At 65.3% G+C, this 13434-nt stretch carries 15 protein-coding genes; 7 read left to right on the top strand and 8 right to left on the bottom strand.

Annotated elements, in window-relative coordinates; genetic code table 11:
* Positions 1–41: 41 nt before the first annotated feature.
* From ACQR03_RS29160 to ACQR03_RS29170, 3 genes are all read left to right on the top strand, one after another.
* Positions 42–1367 carry an LLM class flavin-dependent oxidoreductase gene (locus tag ACQR03_RS29160; protein WP_434842107.1) on the top strand — a complete coding sequence of 442 codons (1326 nt, stop codon included), beginning with the start codon at positions 42–44 and terminating at the stop codon, positions 1365–1367.
* A gap of 119 nt (positions 1368–1486) precedes the next feature.
* Positions 1487–1654: a 50S ribosomal protein L33 gene (rpmG, locus tag ACQR03_RS29165; RefSeq protein WP_015666342.1), complete on the top strand. Its 168-nt coding sequence runs from the start codon at positions 1487–1489 to the stop codon at positions 1652–1654.
* A 226-nt stretch (positions 1655–1880) separates the two neighbouring features.
* Positions 1881–3233 (top strand): globin-coupled sensor protein, encoded by a 1353-nt coding sequence (locus tag ACQR03_RS29170; protein ID WP_315711337.1) that lies wholly within the window; start codon positions 1881–1883, stop codon positions 3231–3233.
* A 64-nt stretch (positions 3234–3297) separates the two neighbouring features.
* Here the strand turns inward: ACQR03_RS29170 and ACQR03_RS29175 are convergent, their stop codons facing one another.
* The 7 genes from ACQR03_RS29175 to ACQR03_RS29205 all read right to left on the bottom strand — a co-directional run bounded on the left by ACQR03_RS29175 (position 3298) and on the right by ACQR03_RS29205 (position 9218).
* Positions 3298–3528 carry a hypothetical protein gene (locus ACQR03_RS29175; RefSeq protein WP_316165124.1) on the bottom strand — a complete coding sequence of 77 codons (231 nt, stop codon included), beginning with the start codon at positions 3526–3528 and terminating at the stop codon, positions 3298–3300.
* Between the two features lie 146 nt (positions 3529–3674).
* Positions 3675–4373 carry an aspartate/glutamate racemase family protein gene (locus ACQR03_RS29180; protein WP_434842106.1) on the bottom strand — a complete coding sequence of 233 codons (699 nt, stop codon included), beginning with the start codon at positions 4371–4373 and terminating at the stop codon, positions 3675–3677.
* 254 nt (positions 4374–4627) lie between these two features.
* Positions 4628–5029 (bottom strand): DUF1127 domain-containing protein, encoded by a 402-nt coding sequence (locus tag ACQR03_RS29185; RefSeq protein ID WP_315827259.1) that lies wholly within the window; start codon positions 5027–5029, stop codon positions 4628–4630.
* A gap of 467 nt (positions 5030–5496) precedes the next feature.
* Positions 5497–5904 carry a DUF1127 domain-containing protein gene (locus tag ACQR03_RS29190; RefSeq protein ID WP_315752977.1) on the bottom strand — a complete coding sequence of 136 codons (408 nt, stop codon included), beginning with the start codon at positions 5902–5904 and terminating at the stop codon, positions 5497–5499.
* A 465-nt stretch (positions 5905–6369) separates the two neighbouring features.
* Positions 6370–6540: a hypothetical protein gene (locus tag ACQR03_RS29195; RefSeq protein WP_315740306.1), complete on the bottom strand. Its 171-nt coding sequence runs from the start codon at positions 6538–6540 to the stop codon at positions 6370–6372.
* Positions 6541–7418: 878 nt separating this feature from the next.
* Entirely contained in the window at positions 7419–8840 is a 1422-nt protein-coding gene (locus ACQR03_RS29200; RefSeq protein WP_315718396.1) for a PleD family two-component system response regulator, read from the bottom strand.
* Between the two features lie 12 nt (positions 8841–8852).
* On the bottom strand, positions 8853–9218 hold the full coding sequence (locus ACQR03_RS29205; protein WP_008964019.1) for a response regulator: 366 nt from the start codon (positions 9216–9218) through the stop codon (positions 8853–8855).
* 216 nt (positions 9219–9434) lie between these two features.
* On the opposite strand from ACQR03_RS29205, the gene ACQR03_RS29210 reads away from it, so the two are divergent.
* Positions 9435–9734 carry a DUF3572 domain-containing protein gene (locus ACQR03_RS29210; protein ID WP_316165120.1) on the top strand — a complete coding sequence of 100 codons (300 nt, stop codon included), beginning with the start codon at positions 9435–9437 and terminating at the stop codon, positions 9732–9734.
* A complete protein-coding gene (locus ACQR03_RS29215; RefSeq protein WP_434842105.1) occupies positions 9731–11038 on the top strand; it encodes a DNA polymerase IV in 1308 nt (435 codons plus the stop codon). The genes ACQR03_RS29210 and ACQR03_RS29215 overlap by 4 nt, the downstream gene beginning before the upstream one ends.
* 8 nt (positions 11039–11046) lie before the next feature.
* Here the strand turns inward: ACQR03_RS29215 and ACQR03_RS29220 are convergent, their stop codons facing one another.
* The gene (locus ACQR03_RS29220) at positions 11047–11904 is read right to left on the bottom strand and encodes a cell envelope integrity EipB family protein (RefSeq protein ID WP_315718393.1); all 858 of its coding nucleotides are present in this window, start codon (positions 11902–11904) and stop codon (positions 11047–11049) included.
* 205 nt (positions 11905–12109) lie between these two features.
* Between ACQR03_RS29220 and ACQR03_RS29225 the strand changes: the two genes are divergently transcribed.
* Both ACQR03_RS29225 and ACQR03_RS29230 read left to right on the top strand, forming a co-directional pair.
* Positions 12110–12577, top strand: a complete 468-nt coding sequence (locus ACQR03_RS29225) for a RidA family protein (RefSeq protein ID WP_315752981.1) — start codon at positions 12110–12112, stop codon at positions 12575–12577.
* Between the two features lie 75 nt (positions 12578–12652).
* Positions 12653–13405, top strand: a complete 753-nt coding sequence (locus ACQR03_RS29230) for a glycerophosphodiester phosphodiesterase (RefSeq protein ID WP_315752982.1) — start codon at positions 12653–12655, stop codon at positions 13403–13405.
* The last annotated feature ends 29 nt before the right edge of the window (positions 13406–13434 follow it).

The raw sequence follows: 13434 nt of genomic DNA on the forward strand, positions 1-13434 counted from the left end.
CGTTCCTATCTGCTCAAGATAGCAATCATCGCGGACACCCCATGGCCCCACGTCAACTCAAGCTCGGCGCCTTCATGCGTCCGGTCTCCATCCACACCGGCGCGTGGCGCTATCCCGGCGCCTGGCCGGACGCCAATTTCAACTTCGCGCATCTCAAGCAGCTCATCCGGAAATTGGAGGCCGGCAAGTTCGACGCCTTCTTCATGGCCGATCATCTAGCCGTGCTGAACATGCCGATCAATGCGCTCAAGCGCAGCCACACCGTGACGTCGTTCGAACCGTTCACGCTGCTCTCGGCGCTGTCGGCGGTGACCGAGAATATCGGCCTGATCGCGACGGGATCGACCACCTTCGACGAGCCCTATCACGTCGCCCGGCGCTTCGCCTCGCTCGACCACATCTCGGGCGGCCGTGCCGGCTGGAACATCGTCACCACCTCGAACCCGGATGCCGCGCTGAATTTCGGGCTCGACGACCACATGGAGCATGCCGAGCGCTACAAGCGCGCCCGCGAGTTCTACGACGTCGTCACCGGCCTGTGGGATTCGTTTGCCGACGATGCCTTCGTGCGCGACGTCGAGAGCGGGCTGTTCTTCGATCCCGACAAGATGCACGTGCTCGACCACAAGGGCAAATATCTGAAAGTCCGCGGCCCGCTCAACATCGCACGCCCCGTGCAGGGCTGGCCGGTGATCGTACAGGCCGGCGCCTCGGAGGATGGCAAGCAGCTCGCGGCGGAGACGGCGGAGGCCGTGTTCACAGGCGGCGGCAGCCTCGCCGATGGACGGAAGCTCTATGCCGACATCAAGGGCCGCATGGACAAGATCGGCCGTGATCCTGAGCATCTGAAGATCCTGCCCGGCGCCTTCGTGGTGGTCGGCGACAGCGTCGACGAGGCGAAGGAGAAGCGCGCGCTGCTCGACAGCATGGTGCATTACGACAGCGCCATCGCCTCGCTCTCGGTCATCCTCGGCACCGACGCTTCCGGCTTCGATCCCGACGGTCCGCTGCCCGAAATCCCCGAGACCAACGCCTCCAAGAGCGGCCGCCAGCGCCTGGTCGATATCGCCGCGCGCGACCAGCTCACGGTGCGGCAACTGGCGCAGCGGGTCGGCGGCTACGGCGGTCTGTCCTTCGTCGGCACCGCCAAGACGATCGCCGACCAGATGCAGGAGTGGCTGGAAAGCCGTGGGTCGGACGGTTTCAACATCATGTTCCCGTTCCTCCCCGCAGGGCTCGACGACGTCGTCGACAAGGTGATTCCCGAGCTGCAGCGCCGCGGGATCTTCCGGACGGAGTATGAGGGACCGACCCTGCGGGACAATCTCGGCCTGCCCCGACCGAAAAACCGCTTCTTCGCGGCCTAGGCCCCCAGAATCTGGCCCTCAAACCTTGACTTTGGGGGCTGGCTGGGTAGGTTGCCGGCCAACGGCGCCCCCTCTTTGGCCGGTGCCCACCCCCGATCCCGATTCCAGAGGTTCAAGACATGGCCAAAGCGGTCACCATCAAGGTCAAGCTCGTGTCGACCGCCGACACCGGCTTCTATTACGTTGCCAAGAAGAACTCGCGCACCATGACCGACAAGATGGTCAAGAAGAAGTATGACCCGGTCGCGCGCAAGCACGTCGAATTCCGCGAAGCCAAGATCAAGTAAGATCGCGGTCTGCTGCGACTTCAACGGGGCCGTTTCGGCCCCGTTTTTTATTGCGCGCGATCCTCCCACTGCTGCGGCACGGGCCGTCCGCTTCTGATCGGTCCATTGGCTGCGGCTGAATCTGGTTCCCGACTTAAGGAGCCATCAACCAAACCCGTGCGATTTGGGGTAGCGGCGCCCCCCCCCCCCGCAGCGTCTCCCTCCTTATCTTACCGGCAGACCAGTGATGACCGATCTTCAGACTTTGCAGTCCCGTCTCGATTTCATCGGCATCGACAATGCGACCCGAGAGGCGCTGCGGGAGCTGCGGCCGCTGATCGGCAAGGTGCTGCCCGGCCTGCTGGAGCAGTTCTACGCCCATGTCGGCAAGGTCCCGCATCTCGCCAAGATGTTCTCCAGCCAGGCCGCGATGCGGCACGCCTCGAAGGCCCAGCTCGACCATTGGATGTCGCTGGCGACCGCGAAGTTCGACGATGCCTATGTGAAGTCCGTGACGAGGATCGGCCAGGCGCACAACCGGATGGGGCTGGAGCCGCGCTGGTACATCGCCGGCTATTCGCTGATCGTGACCGGGCTGCAGAAGGCGATCGAGACGGAGATCGCGGACGGCTGGTTCGGCGGCCAGGCGGCCCGCGAGAAGAAGGCCGCGCTGCAGGCTGCGATCACCAAGGCGGCAATGATCGACATGGATCTCGCCATCTCGGTCTATCTCGATGCGGCCAAGACCGAGCAGCACGTCGCCATGCAACGCATGGCCGACGAGTTCGAAGCCACCGTCGGCCAGATCATCAACAAGGTCCATGCGGACGCGCGCACGCTCGAGGTCTCGGCCAACACGCTGACCAAGACCGCCGAGCAGACCCAGCACCTGTCGGCCAGCGCGGCCTCGGCCTCGGGCCAAGTCTCGACCAACGTGCAGTCGGTCGCCTCGGCCGCCGAGGAGATGACCTCCTCGGTCCATGAGATCGGGCGGCAGGTCAGGGAATCGACCACCATTGCCAAGGAGGCCGTTCGCCAGATCGAGCAGACCGATGTCGGCATCAGCGAGCTGTCGCGCACCGCCGAGCGCATCGGCGACGTGCTCAAGCTGATCACCTCGATCGCCGCCCAGACCAACCTGCTTGCGCTGAACGCGACCATCGAGGCGGCGCGCGCCGGCGACGCCGGCCGCGGTTTCGCGGTGGTGGCCTCCGAGGTCAAGGCGCTGGCGTCGCAGACCGCCAAGGCCACCGAGGAGATCGGCCAGCAGATCGAAGGCATTCAGAGCGCGACGCAGTCCTCGGTCGCCTCGATCAAGCAGATCGGCGGCACCATCCAGCAGATCTCGGAGATCGCCGCCGGCATCGCCGCCGCCGTCGAGCAGCAAGGCGCCGCGACGGGGCAGATCTCGCGCAACGTGCAGGAGGTCGCCGGCGGCACCGCGCGCGTCGTCGGCAACATCGGCGACGTCAGCAAGGGCGCCAGCGCCACCGGCACCGCCTCCGCGCAGGTGCTGTCATCCGCGCACTCGCTGTCGCGCGAGAGCGATCACCTCAAGGATGAGCTGGAGAAATTCTTGCGCAGGGTCCGTGCGGCCTGACTACAAAGAAGGGCGGATCGGCGTTGGCCGTCCGCCCTGCGACGTCGAGACGCTGCGCGCCGGCTTACATCCCGTGGCTCTGGAACACCGCCGAGCAGCGCTTGCTCAGCTTGGCCCGGTTCTGCGTCAGACAATTCTGGACCCCGAAGTCATCGCCGAGCTGAGCGCGGCAGAAACGCTTGGCGTCGGGCGCGCACGCCTTCTGCTCCTGCGGCGTCCCCATATGGCCCTGAGCCATGGCGAACGACGGCAGAACGGACAGCGACACGGCAACCGCGAACATCAGCTTCTTCATTGGGCGCTCCTCCTTGGGCTGAAACAAAACGTTTCCCGCCCAAGGGGGTTCCGACGGAACTGCGCGTCCGAAGGCCGGATGGCGAGCGTCGCAGCCAATGCTGCCTGCACATCCCGCTCTGAACGGTCAGCGCCTTGCCGCAATTCTCAGCCGGCGCAGGACGTGGCCCGCGCGAGCGCAGCACGCGCGAGCAGACGCGTCGAATCCAACGTCGGCAGAGGCGAGTTGGCATCGTCGATGATCAGCGGAATCTCGGTGCAGCCGAGCGCGACGGCGTCGCAACCTTCCTCCTTCAGCCGCGTGATGATCGCCAGAAACGCGGCGACGGAGGGCGGCTCGAACCGCCCGTAGACCAGCTCATCCATGATGATGCGGTTGGCTTCGACGCGATCGGCTTCTTCCGGACGCGCGAACGCCAGCCCGTGTGCGGTCAAGCTATCCGGATAGACATTGCTGTCGACGAGCCATTTGGTGCCGGTGATGCCGATACGCCCGTAGCCTCTCCTGACCGCTTCCGTCGCGACCACGTCGGCGATGTGCAGCCACGGCAGCGGAGAGCGCGGCAGCACCAGCGGCAGGGCCTGGTGGATGGTGTTGTCCGGGCAGATCAGGAAATCCGCGCCGGCCGCGGCGAGCTTGCGCGCCGAGGTCAGCATCAGCTCGGCGACTCCAGCGAGATCGCCGCGATCGAGGCAGGCCACGTAGTCGGCGAGCGACGGCGTGTGCATCGACACCTCGGGATGGGCATGCGGCCCGAGCAGGTCGGCGCCCTCCTTGCAGATCGTGCGATAGCAGAGCGCCGCGCCCTCGGCGGAGCAGCCGACGATGCCGATATGTTTTGCCATTCGTCGTTCCATTCCATCAACGTTGCCGACGATGATAGCGCGAAAAGCGGCCGAGGGTGAACATCACCCCACCGCGCACCATCCTCTGCCATTGCGCGCACAGCGAAGCAATCCAGAGTCCTTGCTGAGCCCTGGCTTGCTTCGCTGTGCTCGCAATGACGCGGTTGCAACAGATCGCGCGCACGACATCGCCAGGGCCGATCACACGCTGATCCGCCCTGCCGAGACATTTGTTCGCACTGGCCTGTTCGCAGCTACATCACGCCGCGGGACATCATGGTGTTCGCTATGTCGAATCTCAGGCGCTCGAGCGCGCGGTGGGCTGCGATATGGTCGAGATCGCCTTGCGTCAGGCCGATATCCACCAGTTGCGCCTCGCTCAGGTCGCATAGCTGGACTCTCATCCGCCTGAGCCGACGGCCTTCCTGAAACACCAGCCAATAGCCCGCGAGCAGGCCGAACAGCCCCGGAGCCGAGATGCCCGGCGGCCCGGCCGCATTCTTTTCCGACAACGCGTCACGCAGCACCGTGACGGATGCGTTGGGTCGCGGCGCGGCTGGCGCCTGGTGCACCGCGTTCTTCACCAATGAGAGGGGGCGATCGCGCGTGGCGGCATTGCGCGCGATCTCGTCTGTGAGATGGGTCTGAGGTGGCATCGGTCGCTCCTGCTGCGTGATGCCGGCAGGGAGCGTGGCCAAACAAAAGGCCCCGTCCGATGCCGGCGGGGCCTGGTGGAATGATCGTGTCGTCGAAATCCTAGCGCACGACTCCTCCCACGGCCCAGCTGCGGCGGGCCGCATGTTTGCGGTTGGAGTTGCGCACGACGTTGATCATGGTTTGTCGGTACCACGATGATTGCGCCAGATCAAGGCATGTAGTTCCTGCGCTCGCAGATGAGCACCTATGCGAGGCTTGTGTTCTGCCGAACTCCCGCAGACGACGTCTCCGGCAGGATAGTGTCCATAGATAAGCGCGATCTCACCTCCGTCGTTGCGAGCGCAGCGAAGCAATCCAGAGTCGTGTGCGGGACCCTGGATTGCTTCGCTGACGCTCGCAATGACGTCGCGGCGACCATCTCGCGCTGTTGGTCGGTTATCCCTGCGTCGCCACTTTCAACGACCAACTACATTCCCCGACGCGAGACGCCGCCCGGATATGGATCATCCCTCAACCTGTCGAGCGTCCGCAGCGCGGCGATGTGCTCGATCTCGGCGCGCGTGATGCCGATATCTGTGAGCTCGCGTTCGCTCAGGTCATGCAGGCAGTCCCGCACGCTCTCGCGGCGTTGCCATTCTTGGATCGCGCGCCAGCACCAGCCGATCAAGCGGATGATCGGCCAGGTCGGCGTTGCCGGCGGACCGGCCGCGTCCTTTTCTGGCGACACGTCTCGCAACGCTGCGATCGACGCTTCGGACTGCATCGATGGCTGCACGCTGTCGATCGCGTCGGTGATTGAAGCGATCGAGAGATCGACGTTGAGCGCCGACACGTGCGCAGCGTCGATCGTCGCGTTGGTCTGATGGGGTGGCATCCTCTGCTCCTGCTGTTATGCCGGCAGGGAGCGTGGCCAAACAAAAGGCCCCGTCCGATGCCGGCGGGGCCTGGTGAAACGATCGCAACGTCCAATTCCTAGCGCGCGACTCCTTCCACGGCCCAGCCGAAGCGGGTCATGTGATAGAAGTTGACGATGCGGACCGATTTGCTCATGTCACATAAGGTATCATGGCACGCACGCAACATCAAGGGATATTTGGGCGCCCCACATCCTGGCGGCGAGTTGTTGTCGATCGACCGCGCGAGCACGGCGGGCGGATTGGCGTCAGCTCAATCTGCCGATTTGCGGCGAACGTGAAGCGGCGCGCTGATCCGCCCTACGGAGTGCGGACTACCAGCTGAAATGTCCACATCGGGCACACTCCACAAACATCAGACGCTCTCTCGTCCGAGATACGTCGGAATGAGTCCACAACCATCCGGCCTTGCGCGCTGACCAGCGCTACGTACCGCGCCCCGCCATGAACCGATCCAAGATGTCAGCCAGCGAGCCCGAAACGCCTCCCAAGACCATGAAAACCAAAAGGTTGGTCTGCACACCGAGCGCTTCGAGGACCAAGACTCCACACAACATCAGCACGCCGGCCAAAACACCCATGCGAAGCGGCTTCATGCCTTTTCCCTAACAAGAGAGCAACGCCGCAACTAAGCTAACATGAGACGCCTGAAGTTCGTAGGGCCGATCAGCGTCGGCCTGATCATCAGGGGTCCATCCTGAAGCATTGAGATGAGGAAGCGATCTTCCCATCGAGCGCCCCCGAGACGGTCCTGCGCCGAAGACTAACTTTTCGACGCTTTCAACGAGATCGCTCTCGCCGGCTATCCAGATCGCAATTTTTCACTTTCGCTTTTCCAGAATTCATGCTATCCCCCTGCGCATCCCACCTCGCCAAGAGGGGCGCATCGCGATCGTCACGAGCGTGAGGTGGGCTGCGGTGGGCGTGTCGGGTTGCAGCGTGGCTTGTCCGCGCCGACGAACGATCCGGTGCGCACGGTCAAGCCGTGTGGTCCTGGCCTCCCGATGCTGAGGCCAAGCGGGCGCTGCGACGAAGCGCGCTCGCGACGGGGGCAAGAACGCCGGTCCCCGGGGAGAGCGCGGAGTAAGCCGTAAAGCCATCGCGCAGGGAGGGCCGGATGTCCGGCTCGTACCTGTGGTTCTGCCGCGTGCTTTCTTTCTGCACGCGGACCATGGGTGCGACCTGCACCCGGCCTTCCCTGCGCCCTCTGTTCTCGAAGAGGGTTTTCAATGGCACAGCTCGGGCGCGGAGGCGCGGCGAGGATGGGATCTCATGTGTGCTGAAGCAGGCTGCCCAGAGCTCACCGTCATTCCGGGGCGCCCGGAGGGCGAGCCCGGAATCCATAACCACGATCGGGAGTATGGATTCCGGGCTCGCGCTATGCGCGCCCCGGAATGACGTGGGGAGACGGTTGCGGCTACTCACGACCATCGTAGGCGCAGCAACGATCCGACGGCTCCACCGCCCTGCCCCTCTAGCGGCCGCGGCCGGCGGCTTGCGGCAGGAACGGCGCCGGCTGATGCACGGGGGCGATCGCCACCGCGCGGTTGCGGCCCTCGTTCTTGGCGCGGTAGAGCGCATTGTCGGCGCGCTTCATGACGTCGGCGATCGGCTCGCCCTTCTGCTCCAGGGTCGACAGCCCGATCGACGTCGTGACCTCGATGCGCTTCTCGCCCTTGTGCACCGAGAACGGCTCGTTGGCGACCGAGCGCCGCAAGCGCTCGGCGACCATGCCGGCGACGTGCAGGTCGGTTTCGGGCATCACGATGACGAACTCCTCGCCGCCATAGCGGCAGGCGAGATCGATGCCGCGGATCGACTTGCGCACGCGCATGGCGAACTCGCGCAGCACGTCGTCGCCGGCATCATGGCCGTAATTGTCGTTGATCGACTTGAAGTAGTCGATGTCGAGCATCATCAGCGCCAGCGGCTTGCCACGGCTCGCGGCCTGGTCGGCGAGCGTCGACAGATGCGTCTCCATGTAGCGGCGATTGTGCAGGCCCGTCAGCGCGTCGGTGATCGCCATCTCGATCGAGTTCTGGACGTTGTCGCGCAGATGGTCGGTGTAGCGGCGCTTGCGGATCTGGGTGCGGGCGCGCGCCAGCAGCTCGTTCTTGTCGACGGGGCGCAGCAGATAGTCGTTGACGCCGATCTCCAGGCCGCGCAGCAGCCGCGAATTGTTCTCGGCTTCCGCAATCGCGAGGATCGGCACCTGCCGGGTGCGCTCCAGCGAGCGCAGCTGGCTGCACAGCCGCAGGCCGTCGTAATCGTTCAGGTCGAGCGAGACGATGACGAGGTCGTAATTGCCTTCGGCCGCGTTGAACACGGCCTCGGCGGGATTGGTCTCGACGTCGATGGCATGCTCGGTCGCCAGCATCGGCCCGAGCCGCTCGTAGGACGACGGCCGGTCGTCGACCAGCAGCACCCGCCCGCCCTTGCCGGCGTCGGCAACCGCGTTGCGCTCGGGCGCCTGCACGCCGATCTCGAGGGAGGTCAGCGCGCGCATGCGCAGCTCGTCCGTCATCATCTTCAGCCGCGTCAGCGAGCGCACGCGCGCGATCAGCACGACGTCGGAGACGGGCTTGGTCAGGAAGTCGTCGGCACCGGCCTCCAGGCCGCGCACGCGGTCGGACGGGCTGTCGAGCGCCGTCACCATGACAACCGGAATGAAATGCGTGGCCGGATTCGACTTCAGCCGGCGGCAGACCTCGAAGCCGTCCATGTCCGGCATCATGACGTCGAGCAGGATGATGTCGCATTCGGCGCGCTGGCAGATCTGCAGCGCCTCGGCGCCGTTCGCGGCGGTCAGCACGTCGAAATATTCGGCCGACAGCCGCGCCTCCAGCAGCTTGACGTTGGCCGGGACGTCGTCGACGACGAGGATACGCGCGGACACTGCAGAAACTCCTTAGCCGATAAAGCGGCGTACCGTTTCAATGAATTTTCCGACCGAGATCGGCTTGGAAAGATAGGCTTCGCAGCCACCCTCGCGGATGCGCTCCTCGTCGCCCTTCATGGCAAAGGCCGTCACTGCCACCACCGGGATGGCACGCAAATCCGGATCGTCCTTGATCCATTTCGTCACTTCCAGGCCCGAGACCTGCGGCAGCTGGATGTCCATCAGGATCAGATCGGGGCGGGTCCGGCGCACGATGTCGAGCGCCTCCACGCCGCTGGACGTACCGGACGTCTGGTACCCGTGGGCTTCCAACAGATCGCGGAAGAGCTTCATGTTGAGCTCATTGTCTTCCACGATCAGGACGGTCTTGCCCATCCGCCCCTCCGAATCACTGACACCGGCATGTCCTCTGGCGGACGCCTGTCCACCGCTACTCATCTAATTCAAACTAGCCCCAGATTCGTTCTAAGCCGTTAAGTCGGTATTCGATCTTTCCCCGAGATGGTTTCCACTTGCTTGAACCCATTCCGAAGACTCGGGCATGATGGCGCAAAGTAGAGCCGACAAGTTAACGGAAAGGCAAATCCGCCGTTGAAAAAGCCCGTTCGAAATCCGCGCGAAGTCGCTGAAATCGTTGCAGTTCAGGCCCTCGGCTTCCTGGCCGGCGAACCGGAGCGGCTGGGCCGCTTCCTGGCCGAGACCGGGATTGGGCCGGAGACGCTGCGATCCTCGGCGGCCGACCCCAATTTCCTGGTCAGCGTGCTCGATTTCATGCTGCGCGACGACGAGACGGTAAAGGCTTTTGCCGCCCACTCCAAGTTACATCCGACCAATATCATGGCAGCACGGCAGGTATTGGGCGACCGGCAGTGGGAGCGCGACGTGCCGTGACCGAGTCAGCGCCAGCGAGCGGGTCGCGCACGGTCGCCGGGCCGGCCTGCTTCTGCCGCGACTGCCTGACGGACCTCGATGATGGCGCGCGCCGCTGTACGGTCTGCGGCTCGCCGCGCCTCGTCCGCCATCGCGCCCTGCCCGCGCTGACGCTGGCCCATATCGACTGCGACGCGTTCTATGCGACCGTCGAGAAGCGCGACAATCCCGAGGTCGCCGACCGGCCCGTCATCATCGGCGGCGGCAAGCGCGGCGTGGTGTCGGCCGCCTGCTACATCGCCCGCACCTATGGCGTGCGCTCGGCGATGCCGATGTTCAAGGCGCTGGAGCTGTGTCCCGCGGCGGTGGTGATTCCCCCGGACATGGCGAAATATGTCCGCGTCGGCCGCGAGGTCCGGCAGGCCATGCAGGCGCTGACGCCGCTGGTCGAGCCGCTGTCGATCGACGAGGCGTTCCTGGATCTCTCCGGGACCGAGCGCGTCCACGGCATGATCCCGGCAAAGGTGCTGGCGCGCTTCGCCCGCGAGATCGAGCAGCGCATCGGGATCACCGTCTCGGTCGGGCTGTCCTGCAACAAGTTCCTCGCCAAGATCGCCTCCGATCTCGACAAGCCCCGCGGCTTCGCCGCGCTCGGCCAGGACGAGGCGCCGGCGATGCTGGCCGACAAGCCGGTCGGCTTCATCTTCGGCGTCGGCCCCGCCACGCAGCAGCGGCTGGCGAACCATGGCTTCCGCACCATCGCCGACCTGCAGCGTGCCGACGAGATCGAGCTGATGAAGCAGTTCGGCGGTGACGGCCGCAGGCTGTGGCGGCTGGCGCGCGGCATCGACGACCGCAAGGTCGTGGCCGATCGCGGCGCCAAGACGATCTCCAGCGAGACCACCTTCGACACCGACATCCGCGACTACGCGACCCTGGAAAAGACCCTGTGGCGGCTGTCGGAGAAGGTGTCGGCACGGCTGAAGGCGAGCCAGCTCGCCGGGTCGACCATAACGCTGAAGCTTAAAACCGCGGACTTCCGCCAACGAACGCGCTCGCAATCGATCGCGGCGCCGACGCAGCTCGCCGGCAAGATCTTCGCAATCTGCAAGGAGATGCTGGCGCGCGAGACCGACGGCACGGCGTTCCGGCTGATGGGCGCAGGCGTCAGCGCGCTGCGCCCGGGCTCGGAGGCCTCCGACACCGACATGCTCGACCGCCGCTCGGCCTCGGCCGAGCGCGCGATCGATGCGCTACGCAAGAAGTTCGGTCAGGCCGCGGTCATCCGCGGCATCGCCTATGACGGCCCGGAGCAGACGGAATGATGCCCCGGTCAATTGCTGCAAGGCTTGCCGTCCTTCACGTCCTTGACGTCGAACTTGCCGAGCGCGCCGGCGATGACGAAATCATTGTAGTCGAGCACGAGCGCGCGCGAGACGCCGTTCTCGTAGAGCTCGAACGACATCGCGTAGACTGGCGTCTGCTCGCCCTCGGCCCGCTTGGCGTCGCGGTCATAATAGCTGACCGTCACCGGCCAGCGCGTCATCTTCTTCATCTCGTCATTGTCGGTCGAGGCGTCGGGCTTGGCGGCCGCCTTGTCGGCCGGCACGGGCGCACCGATCACGGTCAGCGTGTTGTAGACCTTCTCGCCATTGTCCGAGCCGTCATAGACCGTCAGCTCGAGCAGCGACTTGCCCTCGCGCGCGGCGGCGATGATGCGATGAATCTGCTCGGTCGGAAACACGGTCGAGCCGTCGAGCGTGAAGGTCTTCGCCTCGGGCTGCTTGAGCTTGACGGTGATGTGATCGCCGGTGCGCTCGGCGATACCGTCGACCGGGCTGGAGGCCTGCTCGTTCATGCGCGAGTCGATCTTGAAGCGGTAGCTCTTGCCGGCGCCGTCCTCCCACGCGGTGGAGCGCAGGTCGCTCAGGGTCACCTTGCCCTCACCGAGATCGAGCTCCGAGACCTGGCGGAATTCCGAAGTGTAGCCGTTGCAGGCGTTGCCAGAGAAATTGTAGAGGATGCGACCGCGCGCGCTGTTGACGGGGCTCGAGCCGCGCGACTTGACCAGGCTCAGGTCATAGAGCGCCTGATGCGGCAGGAACGGCACAGCCGCCCCGGCCTGCGCCGGACCGAACGTGATCGCCGCGACGGCGAGCGCTCCCATCGACAGTCGGAACGAATGAGCCATGAGTTTTCCTCGGAGGACGTATCGCTGAACCGTCACATTAGAGATCGCTGCATTGCGTCGCAACTGCGGCTGTCTCACGGAAACGTGCGCTTAAAGCGCCGGAATCGCGTCGGTGCTGGCTGCTTGCATGTCACTGGCAACTGCGCCAAACAGGGCCTCGGTCCGGCACGGGACCGGCTTTCAGGCGACAGAACGGGGATTCGAGATGGCGGGTACGGTTGAACAGAATCTGGCGGCACAGGGCATCACACTGCCGGCACCAAAGGCGCCGGTGGCCAATTACGTCCCGTTCGTGCGCACCGGCAACCTGCTGTTCGTGTCGGGCCAGGTCTGCCTCGGCGCCGACGGCAAGATGATCGCCTCCGGCAAGCTCGGCGGCGGCGTGTCGATCGAGGACGGCTATGCGGCCGCGAAGGGCTGCGGGATCAACCTGCTCGCCCAGGTCAAGGCGGCGGTCGGCGATCTCGACAAGGTCGTGCGCGTGGTCCGGCTCGGCGGCTTCGTCAATTCGGCGCCCGATTTCCTCGACGGGCCCAAGGTGCTCAACGGCGCCTCCGACCTGATGGTCGCAGCGTTCGGCGACAAGGGCCGGCACGCCCGCACCACCGTCGGCGTGTCGGCGCTGCCGTCGGACGCGGCGGTGGAAGTCGAAGGTGTGTTCGAGGTTGAGTGAGAGAGAGCGCATGATCCGGAATAGTGCGCGGCGGTTTTCCGACGAGATCATGCGCCAGCAAAACGGACGGGGCGAATGCGCGCACCTGACTGGCTGACGGCCCGCCCCGTCGCCCATCGCGGCCTGCACCATGCTGATCGCGGCATCATCGAGAACATGCCGGCCGCCGCACGCGGCGCCGTGGCCGGCAACTTCGCCATCGAATGCGACATCCAGCTGTCGGCCGATGGCGAGGCCATGGTGCATCACGACTATGATCTCGGCCGCCTCACCGAGGGCACCGGCCCGCTGATCGAGAAGACCGCGGCAGAGCTGAAAGCGATCAAGTTCAAGCAGACCGACGAGCAGATGATGACGCTCGGCGACCTCTGCAACCTGATCGCCGGGCGCGTGCCGCTGGTCATCGAGGTCAAGAGCACGTTCCAGGGCGATCGCCGGCTGGTCCGGCGCATGGCCGAGGTGCTGGCGTCCTACTCCGGCCCGGTGGTCGGGATGTCGTTCGATCCGGACCAGGTCCGCGCCTTGCGCGAGACCATGCCGACGCTGACGCGCGGCATCGTCGCGCAGCGCAGCTACGAGGACGGCTACTGGGCCAAGCTGACCCAGGCGCAGCGCGACAGCATGCTGCATCTCAAGCATGGCTTCAGCAGCCAGCCGCATTTCGTCGCCTATTGGGTCGAGCAGCTGCCTGCGCCTGCCCCCTGGATCGCGCGCAACGTGTTCGGCTGCCCGCTGCTGACTTGGACCGTCCGCACCCCCGAGCAGCGCGCCGCCGCAGCCCGCTATGCGGATCAGATGATCTTCGAGGGGTTTACGCCGGAGACGTGACGCCGGCCTTGAACTCGCTGCTGCGATGC

This window comes from Bradyrhizobium sp. HKCCYLS3070 (genome assembly GCF_051167575.1).
Classification (GTDB): Bacteria; Pseudomonadota; Alphaproteobacteria; order Rhizobiales; family Xanthobacteraceae; genus Bradyrhizobium.

Coding starts and splice junctions, on each gene's coding strand:
- ACQR03_RS29160 (WP_434842107.1), top strand. CDS start 42: ATGGCCCCACGTCAACTCAAGCTCGGCGCCTTCATGCGTCCGGTCTCC.
- rpmG (WP_015666342.1), top strand. CDS start 1,487: ATGGCCAAAGCGGTCACCATCAAGGTCAAGCTCGTGTCGACCGCCGAC.
- ACQR03_RS29170 (WP_315711337.1), top strand. CDS start 1,881: ATGACCGATCTTCAGACTTTGCAGTCCCGTCTCGATTTCATCGGCATC.
- ACQR03_RS29175 (WP_316165124.1), bottom strand. CDS start 3,528: ATGAAGAAGCTGATGTTCGCGGTTGCCGTGTCGCTGTCCGTTCTGCCG.
- ACQR03_RS29180 (WP_434842106.1), bottom strand. CDS start 4,373: ATGGCAAAACATATCGGCATCGTCGGCTGCTCCGCCGAGGGCGCGGCG.
- ACQR03_RS29185 (WP_315827259.1), bottom strand. CDS start 5,029: ATGCCACCTCAGACCCATCTCACAGACGAGATCGCGCGCAATGCCGCC.
- ACQR03_RS29190 (WP_315752977.1), bottom strand. CDS start 5,904: ATGCCACCCCATCAGACCAACGCGACGATCGACGCTGCGCACGTGTCG.
- ACQR03_RS29195 (WP_315740306.1), bottom strand. CDS start 6,540: ATGAAGCCGCTTCGCATGGGTGTTTTGGCCGGCGTGCTGATGTTGTGT.
- ACQR03_RS29205 (WP_008964019.1), bottom strand. CDS start 9,218: ATGGGCAAGACCGTCCTGATCGTGGAAGACAATGAGCTCAACATGAAG.
- ACQR03_RS29220 (WP_315718393.1), bottom strand. CDS start 11,904: ATGGCTCATTCGTTCCGACTGTCGATGGGAGCGCTCGCCGTCGCGGCG.
- ACQR03_RS29225 (WP_315752981.1), top strand. CDS start 12,110: ATGGCGGGTACGGTTGAACAGAATCTGGCGGCACAGGGCATCACACTG.
- ACQR03_RS29230 (WP_315752982.1), top strand. CDS start 12,653: ATGCGCGCACCTGACTGGCTGACGGCCCGCCCCGTCGCCCATCGCGGC.